Consider the following 23,673-nt stretch of genomic DNA (forward strand, 5'->3'; position numbering starts at 1 on the left):
GAACCGAGCGACCGACCGAACCCCCGACCTTATTTCTTCGCGGCTCCGACGACACGTCGATGCGACGACGAGACGTGCTCCGTGCCGGCGCCGCCGCCCTCGGCGCGGGCGTCCTCGGGACGAGCCGTGTCGGTGCCCACCCCGGCTTCTACCGCCCCTACGCAGAACTCCCGCTCGAAGGGGCGAAGGAGGCCGTCGTGAGCGACGACGGGGGGACCGCCTTCGTCGCGACGACCACCGGCTACGCGACCGTCGACGTGAGCACGTACGACAGCCCGTCGGTACTCGCCGACCGTCGGAACCCGCTCGCCGACCGCGAGAACGGCCCGCTCCGGGGCATCTACGACGTGAAACAGGAGGGCGACACGCTCCTCGTCGTCGGCCCCGCGAACCCCCTCGGCGACGCGCTCCACGGTCTCCTCGTCGTCGACGTATCCGACCCCGCGAACCCGGAGGAGCGGGCGTTCTTCGAAACCGACTACCCCATCCACAACTGCTTCCTCCGGGACGGGTACGCCTACCTCACCGGAAACGACGGGGAGCGCAACCCGGTCGTCGTCGTCGACGTATCGGGCTCGGAGTCGGAGTCCGCGTCGGAGCCGACGGAGGTCGCACGCTGGTCCATCGCCGACCACGACGAGGCGTGGCTCGAGGTGCCGAGCGGCGTGCGCCCGGTTCACGACGTATGGGTGCAGGGCGGCGTCGCGTACCTCGTCTGCTGGGACACCGGTACGTGGCTGCTCGACGTGTCGGACCCGACGAACCCGACGTACCTGACCGACTTTCGGGGCCAGCCGCTTTCGGAGCTCCGAGCCATCGAGAGCCGCGGGGCCGCCCGCCGGACCGGCCTCACGCCCCCCGGAAACGACCACTTCGTCGCCCTGAACGAGGACGGGAGCCTCCTCGGCGTCGGGATGGAGTCGTGGGCCATGGAGACCGAGGAGGGCATCGTCGGCGGACCGAGCGGCATCGACCTCTACGACCTCTCCGACCGGACGAACCCGGAGCGGGTCGCGACCATCGAGCCGCCACGGACCGACCGGCCGACGATGGAGGGCGTCTGGACCACCTCGCACAACTTCGAGTTCCGGGACGGGACGCTGTACACCTCGTGGTACCAGGGCGGCGTGAAGCTGTACGACGTGAGCGACCCGGCGAACCCACAGGAGTTCGCCTGGTGGCGAGACCCCGACGAGGCGCGATTCTGGACCGCCCGCGCGGCCGTCCCCGGCGAGTCCTACGTCGCGAGCGACATGGGGAGCGACTACGCCGGCTCCGACGCCTCGCTGTACGTCTTCCCCGACCACGCCGGCGACCAGCGGGACCCGCCGTCGTTGACGAGCGGAAACGGGAGCGTCGGGAGGGCAGGCGGGAACACGTCGGCGACGACCACCGACGACGGCATCGTCACCGCGACGCCGACGCCCGGGACGAACGGGAGCGGCGACGGGACGGCCGACGCCGGGTCGGAAACCGGCGAGACGGCCGACGACGGCGGCTCGGCTGGGACGACCGCGGGCGACGGGCGCTCCGAGACGAGCGCCCCCGGCTTCGGCGCCGGCGCGGCGCTCACCGCGCTGGGACTGGGCGCGTGGCAGTACCGTCGTCGTGCCCGCGGTCGCGAAGCCGAGCGCGACGAGTAGGGACGACGAGCGCCGGTCGCCTCCGCGAGTGACCCTACGGACGCCCGAGCGTGACCGTTCGTGACACACATGTTCTCACGGGAGCGTGCGGGGTGACGAACCGCAAGCTACCAAAGTCTCCGGCGCGAAGGGAAGGCAATGACCGACGAGTTCGCGGAGCGCATCGAGAAGTGGATGGTGGGTCAGATGCCGATCATCCAGATGCACGGGGGGACGAGCGTCGTGCGGAAGGCCGACCCCGACAGCGGCGAGGTCGTCGTCGAACTCGGGGGCACCTGTTCGGGCTGTGGCATCTCGGACATCACCGCCCAGAACATCAAGCGCGACCTCATCATGGACTTCGAGGAGGTCGAGGACGTCACCGTCCGCGTCCCCAGCACCGGCGACTCCGGCTCCTCGACGGTCGAGGGCGGCCGCGGCGGCGAGCTTCAGTTCTCGAACGAGTCGGCCGACCACTTCTAAGTACGCCACGACTGGCCTTTTTTCTCGCATCCGCCCGACCGAAGAGCCGTGTCCACTCCTCGACTCGCGGTGGCGCTCGCGGTACTCGCCGTCCTGGGCGGCTGTGCCGGTGCACCGCAGACATCTACCCCGGAAGCGGACGCGACGGTGCTCGTGAGCAACGACGGCGACACCGCCTATCGAGCGTCGGTGTTCGTCGTGACCGAACCGCTCGACGGCGTCCGCGTCGCCGGGGCGAACGGGACGAACCGGACGTTCGACGTCGAGCGCCTCGCCGCGGTTCCGCCCGTCGCGCTCGGGAACGCGACGGCCGTCGAACCCCTCGACGACGGGCGTCGCGTCTGGCGAGTGACGGTGCAGCCCGAGACGGGCGTCTCGAAGTCGTTCGCCGACGTGCCGGCGAACGCGACCGTCGTCTGGAGTCTCCGGCGGGCCGGGGCTCCCTCCCGCCCGCTCCGGGGGTGGGGGACCGTCACCTGCGGTGCCGAGGCGGGGAAACTACGGCTCGACGTGCGTGTCAGTGCGGCGGGCCCGGTCTCGGCCGACGTCACCTGTCGCTCCGCGCCGTCGTGACCGTCGAAGAGAGCAGCTACGCCGGGTCGCCCCGGCGCGACGTCGTGGCCTCAGTTCCAGTGAGTGTCCGCTCGAATCGTCGCGTCGGTCCGGTCAGTTGAGCTTCTCGCGCGAGATGGCGACGCCCGTTGGTGCGACGATTATCTGGTCGTCGCCCTTCTGGACGATGTCGCCGTCGACCTCGTGGGCGACCTGCTGGAGCTCGTCGATGATGTGCTGGACGGTGCGATCCGTGGTGCGGAGGCGGGTGATGTCCGCGATGACGAAGTCACCGTCGTAGACGGCGTCCTTGATGGCGATGACGTCCTGCTGGTCGGAGATTTCGGCGATACGAACGGTCATGCCGGCCTCGCCGCGTGCGGTGTCGAAGTCCTCGTCGAGGTCGAGTTCGACGTAGTCCTCGGTCGTGTGGGCGGGCCCCCCACCCACGAGCTTGCTCATGATGCCCATGTGTGGCCCTCGGGGTTCCGGTCCTTGTATCTTCGTCAGACCGTCGTCTGACGCGTTCGGCATAACCGACTGGTTCGTATTCAGACATCACCGTACGTTGATGCTGACGACGCGCGTACCAGTTCTGTCTATGCCCACGCTCTCACGCCGGTCCGTGCTCCGAGGGGTCGCGCTCGGCTCGGTCGGCGTGTTCACGTCGTCTCTCGCGGGTCGCGTCGCCGCCCACCCCGAACGGCTCGTGGTCGGCGTCCGCTCCGCCCGACTCCGCCGCCTCGTCGAACGCTACGCCCGACGCGTCCACCGCGTCCTCGACTTCGGTGGCGTCGGGAGCGCCGTCGCCGGCGAGTTCGACGACGCGGTGCTCGACCGGCTTCGTCGGCGATTTCCGCTCGCGTTCGTCGAACCGGACTACGTCGCCACGGCCGCCGGAGGGCCGGCGGCCCACGGACGACGAACGACCCTCGGACGCCGAACGGCCGACGAACAGCGGGTCCCGTGGGGCGTCGAGCGCATCGACGCCGACCTCGCCTGGACGGGACAGCCGAGCGTCGAGTACGCGGGCGCCGGCGTCCACGTCGCCGTCGTCGACAGCGGCATCGCCCGGGGGCACCCGGACCTCCGGGCGAACCTCGGCGACGGCGCCGACTTCACCGGTCGGCTCCCGTTCGAGTCGCCCCGCACTCGGCCCCGCGACTGGCACGACGGGAACGGACACGGCACCCACGTCGCCGGCGTCGTCGCGGCCGCGAACGACGGCCGGGGCGTCGTCGGCGTCGCCCCGGGGGCGACACTGCACGCGGTGAAGGTGCTCGGCGACGCCGGTGCCGGCTTCACCTCCGACATCGCGGCCGGCATCAGGTACGTCGCGCGTCGGGGGTGGCAGGTAGCGAACCTCAGCTTCAACGCGGTCGTCGGTCGCGACCGGGAGTCGTGGCTGCTCCGGTGGGCCTGCCGATACGCGGCCGACCGCGGCGTCCTGCTCGTCGCCGCCGCCGGCAACCAGGGCGGGAACGTCGCCGAGGTCGTCCCCGCACGCTACGACAGCGTCCTCGCGGTGGTCGCGACGAACCGGAGCGACGCGGTGGCGACGTTCTCGAACCGCGGCCGCGGCGTCGACCTCGCGGCGCCGGGCGTCGGAATCGAGTCGACCCTCCTCGACGGGGAGCATGGGACGTTCTCGGGAACCTCGATGGCGGCGCCCCACGTCGCCGGCGCCGCCGCCCTCGTGTGGCAGGCGCTCGCCGAGGAGACGGCGGAGGCTGAGGGGGCCGGGGAGACGGCGGAAATCGGCGTGTCGGCGGCGGCTCCGGACGCGGTGCGGAGCCGAATGCTCGAGACGGCCGAGCGACTGCCCGGCGTCCGCCGAGCGCGACAGGGCGCGGGGCTGGTCGACGCCGGCGCGGCGGCGACGGTGAGGGCCACGGGCAGGTAGCGCTCGGACCGAGAGCCGAGACGGACCGCCGGAGCGCGGTCGTCGCCGCCGGTGCCGCCTTCCCGACCTTTTTGCGGGCGCTCCGCCTCCACCCGGCTATGACGTTCAGCATCTGCGTCCGCGAGGAGTACGAGGTCGAGGGGGACGGCGCCGACGAGGCCGCGGAGAACGGGGACGCCCCGGACGGCGAACCGACCACCCACACCCGGTTCGGCGTCGCGGTCACCACCCGCCTGCCGGGTGTCGGGGCGCTCTGCCCCCACGCGAACGAGTTCGGCGCCGTCTCCACGCAGAGCCTGACGAACGTCGAACTCGGCCGGAAGGGCGTCGAGTACCTCGAGGACGGCCTGGCCGTCGATGACGCCCTACAGGCCCTCCTCAACGCCGACGACGGGCGCGAGAACCGCCAGCTCCACGGCGTCGGCCGCGAGGGGACGTTCGCCTTCTCCGGCGAGGACTGCAACGGCTGGTACGGCCACGTCGAGGGCGGCAACTACACGGTTGCGGGCAACCTTCTCGCCGGCGAGTCCGTGGTCGACGCCGTCGCCGAGACCTACGAGTCGGCGTGGGCCGCCGAGCCGTCGAACCCCGAGAGCGACGCCGCCGCCGAGGAGGGGCCGCGCGAACCGCTCGCGAAGCGCCTCGTCGACGCGCTCGCGGCCGGTTACGCCGAGGGCGGCGACAAGCGCGAGGACCTCGACGTCCAGAGCGCGGCGCTGAAGGTGACGACCACCGAGGACCGCGCCGCAGACCCCTACTACGACGACCTGCGCGTCGACGCCACCGAACAGCCCATCCGCGACCTCCGCGAGACTTACAGCGAGGCCAAGCGCGGCTTCGAGATGGCGATGGAGAAGTACGCGGAGGCGTACGAGGAGGACGAGGCGTCGTAGACGCCTCGAAAACGCGAGCGGGCGTCGCCCGCGAGCAGGACGATATGAGCGCCGCCGACGAGTAGATAGGGAAGAAGCGGCGGCGAAGGCCAACCAGCCGCCGGCGACGACACCTGACTATCCGGCGCCCGACATTCGCCTGGCAGCCACCGTCGGGTGGGGCTCCGGAAGGGGCCGGGTGCTCGACGACTCCGACGACGCAAGGACCGCAGGAGCGACCGCAGCGAGCGACGAGGACCGCAGCGAGTCGGAGGAGTCGAGCGCCCGGGGGCTTCCGAGAGTCACGAAACCGATTCCGTCACTACCGACTCCAGCAGGCGCGAACACGCTACCCACCACGGACGAGAACACCGCCGCAATCAGCGTCTATTTGGCCCCACCGGACCACGGCAGAACCATGGTTTCGAAGAAGACCCTCGCGTTCACGCTGGTCGGCCTGTTCGTCGCCGCGTCGCTCGTCCACTACGCGCTGTTCGGTTCGTTCCCGTTCGGGAAGCCCCAGCTCCTCGACGAGGAGGAGACCGAGGCGGACGAGGCGGCGGCGTAACCCCCGACTCCGGCCTCGAATCACGCACAGATTGGCGTACGCCCGGTGCGAATCCGGATTCCCGTCGGCCCCACACGACCGCGTCGCCGTGATGTGTCGCTCGTCCTAACCGCGCGTATGTTCCCTCGTTCTCCCCGTCGAGCGCGCCGAGCGGCAACCGTACTCTTCGCGTTCGCCGCCGGCTTCGCCGGCGTCCTCGGGAGCTATCTCGCCGTCGGCCTCCGGCCCACCTTCGTCGCGTCGCCAGTGTCGTCGGCGCTGGTCCGCGTCATGCCCGACGCCGTCGTTCGGTTCGCCATCGTCACGCTCACCGACTTCGGCCGGTCGCTGGGCATCGACCACCTCGGTGCGACGGCCAACCTCCTCCTGGCGGTGCTGCTCGCCGCGGCCGCGCTGGGCGGCCTCGGGGTGGCCGGACTCCTCCTCGGTGGACGGCGGAGCCGGCCGCTCGCCGGTGTCGTCGTCGGGAGCCTCCTCGTCGCGGTGTCCGCGCTCCTCGTGACCGGGTCGGCGGCGTCGGCCGTCGGCGCGGGTGCCGCCGCGGGCGCGCTTCTCGTCACCGGTGTGGCGCTCCTCGGGTCGACCGCCGAGGGAGGGACGCCCGCCGCGTCGGCGACCGGCGTCTCCGACGGCCGCCGACGGACCCTCGGCGCGCTCGCGACGGCGTTCGTCGGAACGGTCGCGGGCGTGTCGCTCTTCGGCCGCGGCGACGGCGCCGGTGCCGGTGCCGCGGCGGGCGGCAGTGAGTCGGGCGACGGGAACGACGCCCTCCCCATCGACACCGGGACCACGAGCCGACTCCTCGACGAGGCCGAGTCCCGAGCGTTCGACGTCGGGGGGCTGGAGGGACTGGTCAGCGGCGACGACTTCTACACCGTCGACATCAACAACGCCGACCCCGACGTGGCCGCCGCGGACTGGTCGCTGTCGGTGACCGGTGCCGTCGCCAACGCCTACGAACTGAGCTACGATGACCTGCTCGACCGCGAGACGGTCCACGAGTTCGTCACCCTTCGATGCGTGAGCGACCGACTCAACGGGCGGAAGATGGACACCGACCTCTGGTCGGGCGTCTCCGCCGAGGCGCTCCTCGACGAGGCCGACCCCCAGGGGGAGTACGTCGTCCTGCGCGCCGCCGACGGCTACTACGAGGAGTTCCCGCTGTCGGCGTTCGAGGGCGGCCTGCTCGCGTTCGCGAAGGGGGGCGAGACCCTCCCGCGGAAACACGGCTACCCGCTCCGGGCGCTCGTGCTCGGTCACTGGGGGGAGGTGAACGTCAAGTGGCTCACCGAAATCGAGATTCACGAGGAGCCGGTCACCGGGTTCTGGGAGAAGAAGGGGTGGCACGGCACCGGCCCGGTCGAGACGGTCGCGAAGCTCCACGGGGTCGAGCGCGGCGAGGGGACGATGACCGTCGCCGGCCACGCCTACGCCGGGACGCGCGGCATCGAGCGCGTCGAGGTGTCGACCGACGGCGGCGACTCGTGGTCGGAGGCGACCCTCTCCGAGCGCCTCCCGGCCGGCACCGGTCGGTCGCCCGAGGCCAAGCACGCGGCCGACGCGTGGCGCCAGTGGCGCTACGAGTACGAGAAGCCGGACGACACACACGAGGTCGTCGTCCGCGCGGTCGACGGCGAGGGCGACCGCCAGCCGAAGGGGGACGGCGAGGCCCCGGACGGCGACCGAAAGCCGTTCCCGAGCGGGGCGACGGGGTGGGTGTCGAAGACGCTGGAGCCGTGACGCCGAGCGGGGTCCGGTCGCGCGTTCAGACCGAGAACTCGAACAGTTCGTCGCCGACGTGGTGGACCGACTCGACGACCTTCCCCGAGTCGCCGACGAGGTCGCTCCCCGGCTCCAGCGCGCGCCCGACCGCGAGCGCCTTCCCGTGGGTCTCCTCGACGATTACGACGAGGTCGCCCGCCGCGATGCTCTCGTCGGCCTCGGTGATGCCGGGACGCATGATGTCCGCGCCGTCGCTGACGAAGGAGATGGCGCCGGCGTCGACGGTGACGACGCCCTTCGACGGCGGGTGTTCGTTGGCGCCCCGGACGGTGAGAAACGGCTCCTCGTCGACGTAGAACACGAGCGGGTCGCCGTCGACGAGCACGAGTTCGACGTCGCTGTCGGTGAACTCGACGAGTTCGTAGCTGTCGCCGTCGAGGTCGACCCCCAGCGCGTCGGCGAGGGTCGTCTCGATCTCTTTCACCTCGTCGCTGCGGAGGTGGTGGCGGGACTTGACCTGCATGCCCGAGGCGTGGGTCGCTCGGGGGTTAAATCGTCCGTTGTCTCGCGTCGCCGCGCGTCGTCTCGCCCCGCTTCGCGTCGGCTGGCGGTGTCTGCCCTCCGGGCGGCGCGGTCGCTGTCGGGACGGAGTCTCGAAAATCGGGAGTGGGACAGCGGGTCGCGGCGCGGCGCGACGCGTTCGGCGCGCTCGTCGGAATCGTCGTCGTTCGCGGAGCGTTCTCGCGCTCCGTGGGGCGACGACGCTACGTGCGACGACGCCGGTTCCGGTCAGTAGTCCGGCGCTTCGTCCTCGACGGCGCGCTTCAGGGAGTCGCGACGGGCCTTCGCGTCGCGGCCCGTCGCCTCCAGCAGGAACTCGTTCTTCGCGTTGACGGCGTCCTGGGCGGCGTCGGCGTTCCCCTCCGCGATGACGTCGGCGGCGTCGCGCTCCTCGAAGTGGACTGCGAGAGTGTCTTTCTTCCCGCTGTACTTCACCGCGCCGACGACGACCTTCTCGAACACCGGGTTCTTCGGGTCGCCGACGACGTGGAGGTCGCTCCCGTTGTACTCCTCGGTGCCCGTGATGGGGCCGAAGTAGTCCTCGACGGTCGCTTCCATGTCCGGGATGTTCTCCTCCAGCGTCTCGCCGCGGCGCATCTTGTACTCCTTCATGGCCCGCCGTTCGGTAGGGTAGGTTTTACCTGTTTCGTCGTCGCCTCGCGGGGTTTAAGACGGCAGCGGCGCTGTCGGCGGGGGGAACGCGGTAGTCGGGTGGTCGGGGACGGCGACCGTCGTGACCGGTTACTGTTCGCGCTCGGTGACGTAGCCGGTCTTGCACTCCGGGCAGATGTCGCCGGCGCGCATCGACGAGCCGTCGGCGCCGCGCGTCATCTCACAGGAGGGGCAGTAGTACTCGGTGGGGACCCCCGAGGAGTCGCCGCCGACCTCCGCGTCGTCGGCGCGGACGAATCCGTCGCCGACGGACTCGGCCCCGGAGTCCGGACTCTCGATGAACTCGGCGTCGTACCCCTCCTCGACCTCGGTCCCGGCTCCGTCGGCCCCCTCGACGTCCGCGAGCTCCGACTCGGCCATCTCCATCTGCGGGGTGAGCCCGCCGCCGAACTCCACGTCCGTCGCCTCGCCGTCGGGCGACTGCGCGTCGTACCCTTCGTCTTCGCCCTGCTGGTCTGGCCAGGGGTTGGCCGCCTCGCTCTCGTCGTAGCCGACGTCGTCGGAGTCCGGCCACTCGCCGTGGCCGCGGCCGGCCTCCATCTCTTCACCGTCGTCGTCGAGAATGACGCCGTCGTCCTCTTCGGCGCTCTCCGGTGGTTCGAACTCGTCGTCGTTGAACCCGTCGGCGTCGTCCGCGTCGGTGGGGTCGTCGGCCCTGTGGCCGGCGTCGGCGGCGGCGAACTCGCCGTCGCCCTCGGCGGTCGCGTCGTTCGCGCCGACTGCGCTCCCGTCGACACCGCGGGCGCCGACAGTCGCTTCGGGCTGACCGTCGTCCTCGGCGTCGATGAACGTCGCGTCGTCCCCTTCGTCCGCGTCGAAGGCGCCGCCGTCTCCACCCGCGGCGTGCCCCTCGGCGTCGGCCGCCGTCGCGTCCCCGCTGCCCGCGAGCACCGTCTCGGCGGTCGCCTCCGCCGGCGGGCGGATCGAGGTGACCTCCTTGTTCTCGCTGACGACCTGCTGGTGGCCACAGCGGACGCAGGTCTTGACCTCGCGGACGGTCACGACCATCTCTTCCCCCTCCTCCTCACGCTCGCGCTCGACCTCGACGTCGTCGAAGTCGTGCCCGAGTAGACACCGCAGTCCCATTGGCCGTTCTTCCTGACTGCGGCGTAAAAATCTACCTCCTGTTCGTCAGACGAACGTCGCACGCCCCGTCTGGCCGGACGCGTCGGGAGTCCGAACGGCAGACAACTGTAAAACGGTGGGGAGCCGAGTGGGGAGGTATGAGAGCGAAGCGGGAGTACCGCGACCGTGCCGAGGAGCAGGTGGCGGTGCTCGACGCGCTCGTCGACCGCGCCGAGGGAGGGATGACCGTGTTCGAACTCCGTGCGGCGGTCGACGCCGACATCGACCGACTGGAGGAGGCACTGGCGGACCTGAAGGGGGACGGCCTCATCTCCGTCGAGGAGGAGGGCGGACGGACGGTGATCATGCCCGACGAGCGGGTCGTCCCCGACCCCGGCGAGGCACCCGAGGAGGAGGAGAGTCTCATCGACAGCATCCGCGAGAGGTTCGGGCTCTGAGCGGCGTCCACGCCCCGGCCGCCGACCGTCCGACGGCGACTCCCCGCAGGTTTTACGCCCGGCCCGCCTATCGCGCCCCATGACCGTCATCGCCGACGAGCACGAGGCCCACGGCGCCACCTTCGAGGAGCGCGGCGGGCGTCGGGTCGTCACGGACTACGGCCGTCCCGAGCGCACGCACCGTGCGGTACGAAACGGCGCCGGCGTGGTCGAGATGGGGTACGGCGTCGTCCTCGTCGAGGGCGACGACCGCCACGAGTTCGTCGACAACGCCGTCACCAACCACGTGCCGACCGAGGAGGGCGAGGGGAGCTACGCGCTCCTGCTCGACCCCCAGGGCCGCGTCGAGACGGACATGTACCTCTACGAGGCCGGCGAGCGCCTCCTCCTGTTCACCCCGCCGGACCGCGCCGAACCGCTGGTCGAGGACTGGTCGGAGAAGACGTTCATCCAGGACGTGGAACTCACGGACGCCTCCAGTGACTTCGGCGTCTTCGGCGTCCACGGCCCGAAGTCGACCGAGAAGGTCGCCTCCGTCCTCCACAACGCCTCGGTGCCCGAGGAGCCACTGTCGTTCGTCAGGGGCGCCACCGCCGACGTGGGAATCACCGTGATGGCCACCGACGCACCCACGGGCGAGGAGGGGTACGAGGTCGTCTGCGCCGCCGAGGACGCCGCCGCCGTCTTCGACTCGCTCATTGCCCGCGGGCTGAACGCGCCGCCCTTTGGCTACCGGACGTGGGAGACGCTCACCCTCGAAGCGGGCACGCCGCTGTTCGACTCGGAACTGGCGGGCCGCCTCCCGAACGTCGTCGGCCTCCGCAACGCCCTCGACTTCGACAAGGGCTGTTACGTCGGTCAGGAGGTCGTCTCGAAGGTCGAGAACCAGGGGCGGCCGAGCAGACGCCTCGTCGGCCTGCGTCCCGAGTCGGTGCCGGAGCCGAACGCGCCCGTGCTGGACGCCGACGGCGACGCGGTCGGTACGGTGACCCGCGCCGCCGACTGCCCGAGCCTCGAGGGGCCGGCGGCGCTCGCGCTCGTGGACTTCGACGCCGCCGAGGGCCACGCGTTCACCGTCGGCGCCGGGGTCGGCGCCGAAGTCGACGCCGAGCGTGCGGACCTGCCGTTCTACGAGGGGTCGATGCGGTCGGCGCGGCTCCCGAGCTACGTCGTCGTGGACTGAGTCGGGGCGTCGACGACGGTCGGCTCAGCTCCGGTCGTCGTCGGCCTCCCCTCGGACGGGCGCGTGGTCGTCCGTCGCCGGCGGCGAGCGCTCGTCGACCGGGTCGGCGTCGTCACGGCCTTCGCCTTCGTGCCCGACGGGTTCGACGTCGACGACGGTCGGGTCCGTGTCCGCGTCGCCTCCCGCGTCGCCCGCCGACCCGTCACCCTCCCCGTGGACGGTACGAGCGGCGTCGCGGAGCACGTCGGCGACCGAGCAGTCTCGCTCCGCGGCGATCCGTTCGAGCCGGTCGTACAGCGCCTCGTCGCCGCCGAAGTCGACCGTCGTCTCTGGCATGCGTGACCGTTCGGCCCACCGGCTAGAGAGCGTTGTGGCGGACGCCGTCACCGGTCGAGTGCGACCTTCCGGACGCCCCCGTCGCCCGTCCGCACCAGCGCACGCACGGAGTCGGGTGTCTCGACCACGACACACTCCCCGCCGGGCGACCCGACGTTCTCGCGTATCGTGTCCTGGTGAATCACGTCACCCCGGCGGGTCGGCCGCTCGTGGGGGGAGTGGCCGACGACCTGCCGGGGGGCCGACTCGGGGAGGTGCTCCGCCCAGCGCCAGACGACGCCGGTCACGTCCGGGTGGGCGTCGAACGGCGCCGGGAGACCCGTCCGCGTCGGCGAGAAGAGACGCGGGTGAGCGACGAACGTCTCCCGCTGGGCGTCGGCCGCGCGGTCGGTGCCGTGGGCGGCGGCGAGGCGCTCGACTGCGTGGGAGAAGGCGTCGTTCAGCGCCGCGGGGTCGATCGCCTCGGCGGAGCCTGCGTGGACGTAGTCGAACCGGTGGCCCGCGTAGGCGACCGCGAGGTGGCCGGCGAGCGCCTCCTCGTGGAACCGGGAGAGTTCGACGGGTGACGCGCGGTCGGACCAGTACGGGTCGGTCCCCTCGTCGGGGGCGACGTCGCGAAAGAGTAGGAGACACTCGTGGTTCCCGAGGTGGTAGCGGACGCGCCGCGGCGGTGCCGCCTCGCGCAGTCGGCGGAGCAGACCGAGGGTCCCGTCCGAGTCGGGGCCGTGGTTCACCAGGTCGCCGTTGCAGACGAGGACGTAGTCGTTACCCGCCCAGCGGAGGTCGCCGTCGGCGTCGCGGTCGACCAGCGACTCGTGGTCGGGATGGTCGGCGAGCGTCAGGAGCGCGCTCTCGAAGCGGTCGCGGCGGCCGTGCACGTCGCTGACGCTCACGACGGTCGGCTCGCCGTCGAGGGCGGCGACGGAGTCCCGCGGCCGCGGCGCCGGCCCGCTCGGCCCGGTCGACCGCGTCGGGTCCGTCGGCTCCGACATCCCGAGCTACCGCCCCGAGCGCAGCATCGCCTTCACCTGCGACAGCGAGAACACCGAGGAGGGCTTGTCCATGTGGACGCCGATTTCCCCCGAGAAGGCGTTCAATCCGAACTGCTGGACGCGTTCGGGGAGCGAGTACGCCCGGCGCACGAGGTGGCCCAGGCGAATCTCGTTTTCGAGTTCGTCGCGCCACCCCCGCTCGTACTGCTGGAGCGTCCGGGGGTCGTCGGGGTCGACGACGCGAGCGGCGACGTCGGCGGCGGTCATCCCGTAGAGGATACCCCCGCCCGTGAACGGTTTGGTCTGGGCGGCGGCGTCGCCGAGGAGGAAGACGCGGCGCGTGGCCGTCCGCTCCGGCGGGCCGATGGGGATGGCGCCCGAGCAGAAGTGCTCGGTCTCCACGTCGTACGTGTCGGTGAGGTGGTCGAACATCTCGTTCACTTCGCGGCCCGGCGGGGCGGCGAGACCGTACTCGACGCCCGCGTCGCCTCTCGGAATGCGCCAGGCGAAGAACCGGGGGACGGTGAGATGCACGTCCACGTAGTCGCCGAAGTCGTCGTCGGGGTCGAAGGCGAGCACGCCGTGAAGTTTCTCCGCGGGTTCGGGGAGGCCGACCTCGCGGCGCACCCGCGAGACGGGGCCGTCACAGCCGGCGGCCATCTTCGCCTCGAACCGTTCGCGGTCGCCGGCGACGCTGACCTCGACGACGACGCGGTCGGGGCGTTCCTCGACGCCGACGACGGTGTGTCCCTCGCGCACGTCGGCGCCGGCCTCACGGGCGCAGTCGGCGAGCGTGCGGTCGAGTTCGACGCGGTCGATGACGTTCGACACCTCCTCGCGCTTGTAGAATCGGTGGTGGGCCGTGTCCGGGCCGCCGACGTGGAAGTCCGCGCCGAAGACGCGGTTCTGGAGCAGGCGCTCCTTCGCGGCGTCGGGGACGTACTCCCAGATGTCCGTGCTCACGTGGCCGGAGCAGGCGAGTGGGGACCCCACCTCGCCTTTCTCCAGTGCGAGCACGTCGTATCCGGCCTCGGCGGCGCGCCGGGCGAACCGGGCACCCGCCGGGCCGACGCCGACTACGACGAAGTCGTACATGTCCGACGGGTGTGGCCGGGGTGCGAAAAGGCTTCCTCTCCGGACGCTCGGCGCGAAGCGATGGGGTACCGCGGCCCACCGACCCACCGTCCGGTAACCGGGTGACCCCGGGAGACCGCGAGGTGATGCCGCCGGTCGTCATCTCTTCGGTCGATGAGTTCGACTGGTGCGGTCACCCGGAAGTACGACGTCGACCTCGGCCCCCTCGGCGCGAAGCTAGAGGTCGCGGCGGCGGAGAACGCGGCCGGCGTCGCGGTGGTCGAACATACGCTCCCGTCGCGGACGCTCGCCGCGCCGTTGCACCGCCACAGCCGGGAGGACGAGATATCGTACGTCCTGGAGGGGGAGATAACCGTCCTCGCCGACGACGAGGTTTCGACGTACGGTGAGGGCGAGTTCGTGGTGAAGGGACGGGACGTGTGGCACACGTTCTGGAACGACGGCGACGAACCGCTCCGCTTCCTGGAGATAATCGCCCCCGGTGGGTTCGCGACGTTCTTCGAGGAGGTCGCCGAGTTCTACCCGTTCGACCCCGCGGACGAGGCGACGCTCGACCGGTTCGAGGCGCTGTCCGAGCGGTACGGGTTCGAAGCCGACATGGAGAGCATCCCTGGACTGTGTGAAACGTACGGCCTCACAATGTGACGAACGGCCTCCGAGCGTGACGAACGCCATCCGGACGTGACGAGCGTCGTCGAACGCCGGGGCACCTCTGAACGGCCGTACTCACGACGACTCCAAGCCGCGTCCGACAGCAACTGGGTTCGAGCGGATGCGGTCGACGGTCCGGTCGTGACGGTGTCGCCCCGCGAGCCGTCCGGCCCCGAGAGGCGTTGGTATTTCCCCTACACCAGCGTTTACAAGTGAGGACGACCGGGCGTGAGTGTGTCACGAAACCTCAATCGTCGGAACTTCCTGAAGGTCGCCGGGTCGGTCGCAGCGGGGGCTACACTCGCCGGCACCGGAGCCGCCGAATCGGGTGGTCGAGGGACCAGATACGCGGCGTTCAACGTCAGGAACCTGACCACCGAGCAGGTCCAGCAGCCGGGCGACTCGCAGGCGGCCGCCGCCGCCCGGGTGATTCAGGAGGTCGACCCGGACGTGCTCGTCGTCAACGAACTCGCGAACAACCTGCAGCAGGCGACGGTCGAGGAGGGGGTGCCGACCGCGAGGACGAACGTCGAGGCGTTCGTCGACAACTACCTCAGCGTCCCACAGGGGCCGGGCTTGACGGGAATCGACTACCCGTACACGCTCCAGCCGACCAGCAACACGGGCGTCCTGCCCGAAGAGGAGTACGACTTCAACAAGAACGGGGAGTTCGGTCGGCCCGGGGACGCGTTCGGATTCGGGTTCTTCCCCGGCCAGTACGCGTTCGGCATCGCCAGCAAGTATCCGTTCGACGAGAACGAAGTCCGGTCGTTCCAGACGTTCCGCTGGGCGGACATGCCGGACAACCTCATCCCGCTCGAGGGCGAGGAAGGAGTCAGTACGGCGGACGACGCCATCTACCTCACCGAGGCGGAGACGGAGGTGTACCGTCTCTCTTCGAAGACCCACATCGACGTTCCCTTCGAGGTCGACGGCGGGACGGTTCACGGCCTGTTCGCCCACCCGACGCCGCCCGTCTTCGACGGTCCGAACAACTTCAACGGCCGGTGGAACCACGACGAGGTGCGCTTCTTCGCGGACTACGTCGCCGGCGCGGAGTACATCTACGACGACAGCGGGCGGACGGGTGGTCTCGACGCGGACGCCTCCTACGTCCTGCTGGGGGACATGAACGCCGGGCCGGGCGACGAGCCGCTCGACCCGGCGACGGAGTACTTCCTCGAGAACGACGACTTCACCACCCGTCGTCTCCCCACCAGCCCCGGCGGTGCACAGCGGGGCAACCCGTACGCGACCGCCACGTTCGGCGGCGGGTCGAAGGTCGACTGGGCGCTCCCCTCGCCGGACCTCTCGCTGCGCGCGTCGTCGGTCGTCTGGCCGAGCGAGAACGCCGGGAAGCGAGGCCTCGGCTCGGACGTGGCCACCGCCTCGGACCACCGACTGGTCTGGGCGGACGTAGCGAAACACGACGACTGAGCCCGTAGCGGTCCGCCTTCGGCTCCCGGCCGATTCATACGCCCTGACGACCTATCACACGACAGCAATGGCCGACTTCCCGCTGAAACAGCGGTTCGTCCTCGACACCTCGACGTTCGTCACCGAGGACATCCGCCGGGGCGACGAGGATATCGGGGACGCCGTCGACCGCCTGCTCGACAGCGTCGCGCAGGCGAAACTCGAACTCGGAATCTCCTGTTACATGCCGCCGTCCATCCACGAGGAACTCGTTACGATTCTGGAGGACCGCGGCGTCCCCGAGGCGACGCTCGCCAAACTCAGCACCTGGGTCATCCGCAAACACCCCGCCCGCTACGAGGTGATGGTGCCCGCCGAAATCGTCTACCAGTTCGTCGACGAGATGAGCGACCGCGTCAACCGCGGCCTCCGAGTGTCCGAGGAGGCGGTTCGCGACGCCCGCGGGTTGGAGGGGAAGCAGTCGGAGAACCACGCCCACATGACCGACGTGGACGAGGCCATCTCTCGTCTCCGTGACAAGTACCGCAAGACGCTTCGACAGGGCGTGCTCGACTCCCGCGAGGACTTCGACCTGCTCATCCTCGCCCGCGAACTCGAGGCCGGCGTCGTCACCGAGGACCGAGGTATCATCAACACCGCGGGCGACTTCGGCCTGCGCTACATGCGCGGCCGGGAGTTCCCCGACCTGCTCGACGAGTACCTCCACGCGGCGGGGGTGCGCGAGCGGCCCCCGGAGACGGGGCTGAAGACGGAGTCGAACGACGGCCCCGGCGACCCCGACGACCACGACGGCCCCGGCGGTTCCTGACGACCCCGGCGACCACGACGGCGCTGATGCGCCCGGTGGCAGCGGACCGACCCGGCGTCACACCACCGCCAGCCCGCGGACCGCCTGGTCCTCGAAGCCCTCGCCCTCGGGCCACGCGACCAGTCGGCGCCACGATTCACCCGCGTCGGCAGTTCGGAACAGTCCGTGGTTCGACGCGGCGTAGAACTCCCCGCTCGTCGCACCACGGGCGAGCACCGGCCGAAGCGTCTCACCCGGTGAGAGTCCGTCGTCGGCGCGCTCCCAGCCCGACCGAGCCTCCCCTTCGTCCCCCCGCGTCTCGACCTTCCGGTAGACGTACGCGTCGCCGGTCGTGTGCGCCGCTCGGGCGCCGCTGGCGGCGGACACGAGGACGGTCCCCGGGTCGTCGGCGTCGACGGCGACGCTCCAGCAGTATCGATGCTCCAACCCGGCCTGCGGGTGGTCCCACGTCTCCCCGCCGTCGTGGCTCTCCGCGTACCCGTCGCCGGCGGCGGCCCACGCCCGACTCGGCGCGTCGGGGTGGGTCGCCAGCGAGTGGTTGTCCCGGCGTGAGCCGTCGACCCGGTCCTCCCACGTCTCGCCGCGGTCGTGGGTCTGCACCAGCGCGCCGGCCTCGACGCCGACGTAGAGGTGCGCGGGGTCACCGGGGTCCGGTTCGATCCATCGGACGTGGTGGGTGTGCGGCCGCGGCGGGAACGACCACGAGTCGGCGGAGTCGAGGTCGGTGAGACCCCCCTTCTCCTCCCAGTTCCGCCCGCCGTCCGTGGAGCGGTAGACGGCGCTCGGCTCCGTCCCGGCCCACAGTTCGTCGGGGTCCCCGGGGTTCACGGCGAGGGCGGTCACGCGCTCGTGGAGGACGCCGTCGCCGACGCGCTCGAACGATTCCGCGCCGTCGTCGCTGCGCCACAGGCCGGCGTCCGAGGTGCCGACGAGTACCCGGTCGGGCCGGTCCGGGTGGACGACGACGCAGTCGGGTCGGTAGTCGGTCAGACGACGCCCGACGAGTTCTGGGTCCTCCGGGGCGCCGTCGACGACGAACAGAGCCTCCTCCAGGGGGACGTACGCGGTAGCCATGCGTGTCAGTAGGGGACACGGCGTCGAAAAGCGCTGTGGGCGGTACCGGGTGGATGGAAACGAGGGGATGAGACCCCGATTTAGGCGACCTGCCAGTCGAGGCGGTCGTTGTGTCGTCGCAGACATCGTTCCGACAGCGGCGCGTCCTCCGGTAACTCGACGGGGTCGCCCTCACGGTCGAGCAGCGTCCGTCTGAGGAGGTCGCTCTCCGTGTCGAACTCCGGCGCGACCCGCAGTCGAAACTCCGGGTCGAGCGTGAACAGTCCCGCGTCGAAGGCGGCGTGGTGTGTCCTGCTCAGCGGGAGGACGTTCCCCACGTCGGTCCGACGAGCGGGGAACTCGCTCCACGGGAGGACGTGTGCCACGTCGAGTAGACGCGGATGGTCGACCCCCGAAACCGGGCAAGTGGCGCCGTATCGGGCGAGAACCCCATTTCGGAACGCTATCGGCATCGACCGCGCGCCGACGGTGGTCTCGTACTCACGGGCCACGTATTCGGGTCCGCTCCCGGTGATGACACCGGCGGCATCTCCCTGGGCGTCCACCAGCCGGTACGTGCCGGGGGAGACGAACGACAACTCGTCCCGGTCGTGGAGCTGTTGAAGCACCTGTCGGAGTTTGGCCCTCGGGTGACCGTTCTCGGGAAACTCCCGGCGGAGCGTGGGGAGAAACTGCTCGTATAGCTCGGAGAGTTCGACCACGTCCACCCCCGTCTGTTGGTGATAGCGGGTCAGTTCCCGTCGGACGACTTCCCTCCACCGAGACATGTTCGCGAGAACTGATCGAGCGTTCGAAAAGGTGTCGCCGTAATCGTCCACACCATCACATGGGCGAGTCGCGAGCCGGGGAAACGGCTCGCTCGCGCGGCGTCCAATCGGTCTGGGGTCGTCCACATCACCGCGTCAGCGAGTCGCGGGCGGAACAAGCCCGCCCGCGTCGTTGCGCTCAGTCGTCCACACTCCCGCGTCAGCGAAGTGGCCGCGCATGAACGCGCGGCCGTCGTTGCGCTCAGTCGTCGTCCTGCCGCGGTGGTGCATGCTCCGGGAGCGCTCGCGGTGCGACCGCGTCAGTCGTCGTCGCTCACCGCGGGCGCCTCCAGCTCCTCTTCGTCCTCCTGCGCCGGCTTCCGCCGGTCCGCACGCGGCCCCTCGATATCCACGTCGGGGAGCAGGTCACGCAGGTACCGCCCGGTGTGGGAGCCCTCGTCGCGAGCGACGGCCTCGGGGGTGCCGCTGGCGACGAGTTCGCCGCCGTGCTCGCCGCCCTCGGGGCCGAGGTCGACGACGTGGTCGGCGTTCTTCACGAGGTCGAGTTCGTGCTCGATGACGACGACGGTGTTGCCGCCGTCCACCAGCCGGTGGAGCACGTCGATGAGCTTGCGTTCGTCCTCCTTGTGGAGGCCGGTCGTCGGTTCGTCGAGCAGGTACAGCGTCTCGCCGGTGTCCTTCTTCCCGAGTTCCTCGGCGAGTTTGATGCGCTGGGCCTCCCCGCCGGAGAGGGTCGTGGAGGGCTGGCCGAGGCGCATGTAGTCGAGCCCGACGTCCTTCAGGAGCTCCAGGCGCCGGCGAATCTGGGAGTTGGCCTCGAAGAAGTCGTACGCCTCCTCGACGCTCATGCCGAGCACGTCCGAGATGGTCGCGTCCTTGTAGGTGACGTCGAGCGTCTCGTCGTTGTAGCGGTCGCCGCCACACTCCTCACAGGGGACGTACACGTCCGAGAGGAAGTTCATCTCGATTTTTACCGTTCCTTGCCCGCCACACTCCTCACACCGACCACCTTTGACGTTGAACGAGAAGCGGCCCTTCTCGTAGCCGCGCTGTTTGGCGAGTTTCGTGCTCGCGAACAGCTCCCGGATGTGGTCGAACACGCCGGTGTAGGTCGCCGGGTTCGACCGCGGCGTGCGGCCGATGGGTGACTGGTCGATGAGCCGGACGGTCTCGATGCGTTCTATCCCCTCGATGTCGTCGTGCTCGCCGGGGTCGACGCTCGTGTTGTCGTTCATCCGCCGGGCGAGCCCCTTGTAGAGGATGTCGTGCATCAGCGTCGACTTCCCCGAGCCGGAGACGCCGGTGATGGCCGTGAACGTCCCCAGCGGGAGGGGCACGTCGAGGTCCTTGAGGTTGTGCTGGCGCGCCCCCTCGACGACGAGTTCGCCGGCGTCGGGACTCCGACGCTCCCCGGGTACGGGGATGTCCTTCCGGCCCGAGAGGTAGTCGCCGGTGATGGAGTCGTTGGCGTTACAGATGTCGTCGAAGTCGCCCTGCGCGACGACCTCGCCGCCGCGTTTTCCGGGTCCGGGTCCCATGTCGATGATGTTGTCCGCGCGGCGCATCGTCTCCTCGTCGTGCTCGACGACGAGCAGGGTGTTGCCGAGGTCGCGGAGGCCCTCCAGCGTGTTGAGCAGGCGGTCGTTGTCGCGCTGATGCAGCCCGATGGACGGCTCGTCGAGGACGTACAGCACGCCGACGAGGCCGGAGCCGACCTGCGTGGCGAGGCGGATGCGCTGGGACTCACCGCCGGAGAGCGTGGAGGCCTCGCGGTCCAGCGTCAGATATTCGAGGCCGACTTCCGTCATGAAGCCGAGTCGCGCGCGAATCTCCTTCAGAATCTCCTCGGCGATGGTGCGCTCGCGCTCGGTGAGGTCGGCCTCCATCGACTCGAAGTGCGCCAGCGCGTCGCCGATGGACATGCGGTTGACCGCCGTAATCGAGGTGCCGTCGACGAGCACCGAGCGGGACTGCGGTTTGAGGCGCGTCCCGTCACAGGCTGGGCAGGTCGTGACGGCCATGTAGTCCTCGATGTGCTCGCGCGTCGATTTGGATTCGGTCTCGACGTGGCGACGCTCCAGGTTCGGGATGACCCCCTCGAAGCGCTTCTGCTTGCGGCGGGTGCCGTTCTTCGTCGAGCGCTCGAAGACGACCTCCCCGTCGGTGCCGTAGAGGAACTGCCGCTGCACGTCGTCGTCCAGGTTCTCCCAGTGGGTCTGGACGCTCACGTCGAAGTGCTTGGCGACCGACTGGATGCGGGTGCGGTAGTACGACCGCTTGTAGCTCCAGGGTTCGAAGACGTCCTTCAGGGGCTTCTCGGGGTCGCGAATGACCAGGTCCTCGGTGACCTCCTTCGTGTTGCCGATACCCTCACACTCCGGGCACGCCCCGTGGGGGGAGTTGAACGAGAACGAGCGCGTCTCTATCTCGGAGAAGTCGATACCGCAGTGGGTGCAGGCGAGTTCCTCGCTGAACTCGACGACGACCCGGTCGTCGCCGTCGCCGGCGAGGTCCCCGGAGCGTCGCGCGGCGGAGCCGCCGAGTTCCTCGGCACCTTCGGGCGCGTCGGGGAGGATGACCTTCACGACGCCGTCTGCCTCCTCCAGTGCCGTCTCCACGGAGTCGGTGATGCGCGAGCGGGCGTCCTCGCTCACCTTCACGCGGTCGACGACCACGTCGACGGTGTGGTCGTAGTTCTCGTCGAGGTCGGGGCGCTCGACGGTGAGGTCGTACTGCTCGCCGTCGACCTCCACGCGGGCGTAGCCGTCGGCGACGAGTTCGTCCATCAGGTCCTCGAAGGCACCCTTCTGGTCGCGGACGACCGGCGCCGCGATCTTGGCCTTCGTCCCCTCCGGCAGTTCGAGCACTCGGCGGACCATCTGCTGGGCGGACTGCTCGCCCACTTCCCGTCCGCACTCCGGGCAGTGGGGCGTGCCGACGCGGGCGTACAGCAGACGCAGGTAGTCGTGGAGTTCGGTGACCGTCCCGACCGTCGAGCGGGGGTTGTTGGCGGCGTTCTTCTGGTCGATGGAGATGGCCGGGGAGAGACCCTCGACGGCCTCGACCTGCGGCTTGTCCATCTGCCCGAGGAAGTTGCGCGCGTACGCCGACAGGGACTCGATGTAGCGTCGCTGGCCCTCCGCGTAGACAGTCTGGAAGGCGAGCGACGACTTGCCCGACCCGGAGAGCCCGGTGACGACGTTGAACGCCTCCCGCGGGATGGTGACGTCGAGGTCCTTGAGGTTGTGTTCCTCCGCCCCTCGAACCTCGATGAAGTCTTTGCTCATCTGACGCGCGGTATGGGACTCGGGCTTGAAAACTCGTCGGTTCGGGAAGGTCGGGTTTCCGTCCTCTGTGCTTGTGTTTTCGTGGAGTGGTTGGGTGGAGTGAAGGTGGGTTCGCGGTGTGGGTTGGCGGTCCTGGAGGGAGGTGTGAGCCGGAGTCATGGGTGGAAGCAGTCTCAGAAGCAGTCCTCGAAAGCCCTCGACCCCTTTCGGAGCCCAACCCGACGGTACCGCTCAGCACAGCCTCACGCCTCCCCAACCTCCGAGCGGCCGACACAGAGTCGGCCGGGGTCCCTCGCACGTGCCGGCCGCCTACAGAGAGGCGGCCGGCGCGCGCCGAGCGCCGTTCATCGGCGCGAGCCACCGTGCGAGGAGTGAGCGAACGAGCGGTGCGAGGCGCGACCGAAGGGGACGCCTCGGGAAGGCGAGCGGTAGAACCGCGAGCCAGCGAGTGAGCGAATCGGTTGGGGAGGGTGTGGCCGCTGTGCTGTACCCTGGTGGACTTACAAAGGGCGAGAGCGCGAGGGCTTTGCTGAGTCTGCCTTGCTTTCATTGCAGTGTCGGCTGACTCAGCTTCTAGAGACAGAGCGTGAGTCTCCGAAAAGCGTTGAGCGAGAATAGACAGAAAAGCTATAATCAGTCGAAAGGAGCCTTCGATGTGTACCTCCTATTCGGTTCGCCTTCGACTGGTCCAGATATACTTCTAATCGGCGTTTTTTGGATTCTGGTAGCCCTCATGTTCGTCGGGATTTTACGGATTCTCGTTAGGAGATGGTCGTCACGGAACGGGGAATAACGGAATCGTCACCGTCCACGTATTCCTGTAGTTGCGGCACGTCTCTAGGAGCCGAGTCACGCGAAGAATCCGTGAAAAGAACCCTCTACTTGGAAACCCGACCTCACCCCGAAAAATCGACCTCGTCCATCGAAACCGTCTCCCCGAACAGCCACCCGGAGTGCTCCACCGCGTAGTCCCGATGTCCCTCCTCAATGTATCCGAGCGCGTCCTCGACGACGACGGGTTTGAAGTCCCGAAGTCCTGCGCTCCCCGCCGTGTGCAGCACACAGACGTTCGCGAGCGTCCCGCAGATGACCAGGTCCCGAATCCCGCGTGCGTTCAGCCACCCCTCCAGTTCGGTCCGGTGGAAGGCGTCGTAGGTGTGCTTCTCGACGACGTGGTCGTCGCCCTGCCCGTCGCCCTCGCGCACGTCCAACTCCTCGACCAACTCGGCCTCCCACGACCCCTCGACGACGTGCTCGCCCCAGCGGTCGAACTCGTCGTAGTAGTGCGCGTCCTCGAACTGCTCGGGCGGGTGGACGTCGCGGGTGAACACGACGCGGACGCCGGCGTCGTGAGCGCGGTCGACGAGCGTCGACACCGGCTCGATACAGTCCTCGCTGGCGGGCGAGTGGAGGCTCCCGTCGGGCTTGCAGAACCCGTTCTGTACGTCGACGACGACGAGGGCGGTCGTCTCGGGGTCGAACTCCATGGGGACACTGCGGGCGGAATCGACCTAAAATTAGGGTCCTGCCGGCCGAACCCGTCGGGCGAGTTACTTTTGGTGGTG

General features: G+C 69.8%; 23 protein-coding genes. 12 read left to right on the forward strand and 11 right to left on the reverse strand.

What is annotated here, in order from left to right:
- Positions 1-59: 59 nt before the first annotated feature.
- From N5095_RS16765 to N5095_RS16775, 3 genes are all read left to right on the forward strand, one after another.
- On the forward strand, positions 60-1,643 hold the full coding sequence (locus N5095_RS16765; RefSeq protein WP_267624278.1) for an LVIVD repeat-containing protein: 1,584 nt from the start codon (positions 60-62) through the stop codon (positions 1,641-1,643).
- A 138-nt stretch (positions 1,644-1,781) separates the two neighbouring features.
- Positions 1,782-2,105: a NifU family protein gene (locus N5095_RS16770; protein WP_267624280.1), complete on the forward strand. Its 324-nt coding sequence runs from the start codon at positions 1,782-1,784 to the stop codon at positions 2,103-2,105.
- Between the two features lie 48 nt (positions 2,106-2,153).
- Positions 2,154-2,678 carry a hypothetical protein gene (locus N5095_RS16775; protein ID WP_267624281.1) on the forward strand — a complete coding sequence of 175 codons (525 nt, stop codon included), beginning with the start codon at positions 2,154-2,156 and terminating at the stop codon, positions 2,676-2,678.
- A gap of 93 nt (positions 2,679-2,771) precedes the next feature.
- Here N5095_RS16775 and N5095_RS16780 read toward each other — a convergent pair whose 3' ends face one another.
- The gene (locus N5095_RS16780) at positions 2,772-3,128 is read right to left on the reverse strand and encodes a cell division protein SepF (RefSeq protein WP_267624282.1); all 357 of its coding nucleotides are present in this window, start codon (positions 3,126-3,128) and stop codon (positions 2,772-2,774) included.
- A 130-nt stretch (positions 3,129-3,258) separates the two neighbouring features.
- Between N5095_RS16780 and N5095_RS16785 the strand changes: the two genes are divergently transcribed.
- The 4 genes from N5095_RS16785 to N5095_RS16800 all read left to right on the forward strand — a co-directional run bounded on the left by N5095_RS16785 (position 3,259) and on the right by N5095_RS16800 (position 7,740).
- Positions 3,259-4,560, forward strand: coding sequence for a S8 family serine peptidase (locus tag N5095_RS16785; protein WP_267624283.1), 1,302 nt, complete (start codon positions 3,259-3,261; stop codon positions 4,558-4,560).
- Between the two features lie 98 nt (positions 4,561-4,658).
- Complete coding sequence (locus N5095_RS16790) at positions 4,659-5,453, forward strand: DUF1028 domain-containing protein (RefSeq protein ID WP_267624284.1); 795 nt, start codon at positions 4,659-4,661, stop codon at positions 5,451-5,453.
- 397 nt (positions 5,454-5,850) lie between these two features.
- The gene (locus tag N5095_RS16795; protein ID WP_267624285.1) at positions 5,851-6,000 is read left to right on the forward strand and encodes a hypothetical protein; all 150 of its coding nucleotides are present in this window, start codon (positions 5,851-5,853) and stop codon (positions 5,998-6,000) included.
- A gap of 117 nt (positions 6,001-6,117) precedes the next feature.
- Entirely contained in the window at positions 6,118-7,740 is a 1,623-nt protein-coding gene (locus N5095_RS16800; protein ID WP_267624286.1) for a molybdopterin-dependent oxidoreductase, read from the forward strand.
- Positions 7,741-7,765: 25 nt separating this feature from the next.
- On the opposite strand, the gene N5095_RS16805 is transcribed toward N5095_RS16800, so the two are convergent.
- The 3 genes from N5095_RS16805 to N5095_RS16815 all read right to left on the reverse strand — a co-directional run bounded on the left by N5095_RS16805 (position 7,766) and on the right by N5095_RS16815 (position 10,041).
- Entirely contained in the window at positions 7,766-8,245 is a 480-nt protein-coding gene (locus tag N5095_RS16805) for an RNA-binding protein (RefSeq protein ID WP_267624287.1), read from the reverse strand.
- Positions 8,246-8,511: 266 nt separating this feature from the next.
- Complete coding sequence (locus N5095_RS16810) at positions 8,512-8,895, reverse strand: DUF5611 family protein (protein ID WP_267624288.1); 384 nt, start codon at positions 8,893-8,895, stop codon at positions 8,512-8,514.
- Positions 8,896-9,024: 129 nt separating this feature from the next.
- Entirely contained in the window at positions 9,025-10,041 is a 1,017-nt protein-coding gene (locus tag N5095_RS16815; protein WP_267624289.1) for a DUF7093 family protein, read from the reverse strand.
- A 137-nt stretch (positions 10,042-10,178) separates the two neighbouring features.
- Here N5095_RS16815 and N5095_RS16820 point away from each other — a divergent pair, with 137 nt between their 5' ends.
- On the forward strand, positions 10,179-10,478 hold the full coding sequence (locus tag N5095_RS16820; protein ID WP_267624290.1) for a DUF6432 family protein: 300 nt from the start codon (positions 10,179-10,181) through the stop codon (positions 10,476-10,478).
- 79 nt (positions 10,479-10,557) lie between these two features.
- Positions 10,558-11,661 (forward strand): CAF17-like 4Fe-4S cluster assembly/insertion protein YgfZ, encoded by a 1,104-nt coding sequence (ygfZ, locus tag N5095_RS16825; RefSeq protein ID WP_267624291.1) that lies wholly within the window; start codon positions 10,558-10,560, stop codon positions 11,659-11,661.
- Between the two features lie 24 nt (positions 11,662-11,685).
- Here ygfZ and N5095_RS16830 read toward each other — a convergent pair whose 3' ends face one another.
- From N5095_RS16830 to N5095_RS16840, 3 genes are read right to left on the reverse strand one after another with little or no spacing between them, the layout of a single operon-like run.
- The gene (locus tag N5095_RS16830; protein ID WP_267624292.1) at positions 11,686-11,997 is read right to left on the reverse strand and encodes a hypothetical protein; all 312 of its coding nucleotides are present in this window, start codon (positions 11,995-11,997) and stop codon (positions 11,686-11,688) included.
- A gap of 47 nt (positions 11,998-12,044) precedes the next feature.
- Positions 12,045-12,989, reverse strand: coding sequence for a metallophosphoesterase (locus N5095_RS16835; RefSeq protein WP_267624293.1), 945 nt, complete (start codon positions 12,987-12,989; stop codon positions 12,045-12,047).
- A 6-nt stretch (positions 12,990-12,995) separates the two neighbouring features.
- The gene (locus tag N5095_RS16840; protein ID WP_267624294.1) at positions 12,996-14,084 is read right to left on the reverse strand and encodes a geranylgeranyl reductase family protein; all 1,089 of its coding nucleotides are present in this window, start codon (positions 14,082-14,084) and stop codon (positions 12,996-12,998) included.
- 153 nt (positions 14,085-14,237) lie between these two features.
- Here N5095_RS16840 and N5095_RS16845 point away from each other — a divergent pair, with 153 nt between their 5' ends.
- The 3 genes from N5095_RS16845 (at position 14,238) to N5095_RS16855 (ending at position 16,980) form a co-directional block, all read left to right on the forward strand.
- Positions 14,238-14,729 carry a cupin domain-containing protein gene (locus N5095_RS16845; protein WP_267624295.1) on the forward strand — a complete coding sequence of 164 codons (492 nt, stop codon included), beginning with the start codon at positions 14,238-14,240 and terminating at the stop codon, positions 14,727-14,729.
- A gap of 240 nt (positions 14,730-14,969) precedes the next feature.
- Positions 14,970-16,172, forward strand: a complete 1,203-nt coding sequence (locus N5095_RS16850) for an endonuclease/exonuclease/phosphatase family protein (RefSeq protein ID WP_267624296.1) — start codon at positions 14,970-14,972, stop codon at positions 16,170-16,172.
- A gap of 67 nt (positions 16,173-16,239) precedes the next feature.
- The gene (locus tag N5095_RS16855; protein ID WP_267624297.1) at positions 16,240-16,980 is read left to right on the forward strand and encodes an RNA ligase partner protein; all 741 of its coding nucleotides are present in this window, start codon (positions 16,240-16,242) and stop codon (positions 16,978-16,980) included.
- A 57-nt stretch (positions 16,981-17,037) separates the two neighbouring features.
- On the opposite strand, the gene N5095_RS16860 is transcribed toward N5095_RS16855, so the two are convergent.
- From N5095_RS16860 to N5095_RS16875, 4 genes are all read right to left on the reverse strand, one after another.
- Positions 17,038-18,054: a WD40/YVTN/BNR-like repeat-containing protein gene (locus N5095_RS16860; RefSeq protein ID WP_267624298.1), complete on the reverse strand. Its 1,017-nt coding sequence runs from the start codon at positions 18,052-18,054 to the stop codon at positions 17,038-17,040.
- Between the two features lie 80 nt (positions 18,055-18,134).
- Complete coding sequence (locus tag N5095_RS16865; RefSeq protein WP_267624299.1) at positions 18,135-18,821, reverse strand: HNH endonuclease; 687 nt, start codon at positions 18,819-18,821, stop codon at positions 18,135-18,137.
- A gap of 299 nt (positions 18,822-19,120) precedes the next feature.
- On the reverse strand, positions 19,121-22,108 hold the full coding sequence (gene uvrA, locus N5095_RS16870; protein WP_267624300.1) for an excinuclease ABC subunit UvrA: 2,988 nt from the start codon (positions 22,106-22,108) through the stop codon (positions 19,121-19,123).
- Between the two features lie 896 nt (positions 22,109-23,004).
- Positions 23,005-23,595 (reverse strand): cysteine hydrolase family protein, encoded by a 591-nt coding sequence (locus N5095_RS16875; RefSeq protein ID WP_267624301.1) that lies wholly within the window; start codon positions 23,593-23,595, stop codon positions 23,005-23,007.
- Positions 23,596-23,673 lie beyond the last annotated feature (78 nt).

The organism is Halobium salinum (assembly GCF_026586625.1).
Taxonomy (GTDB): Archaea; Halobacteriota; Halobacteria; order Halobacteriales; family Haloferacaceae; genus Halobium; species Halobium salinum.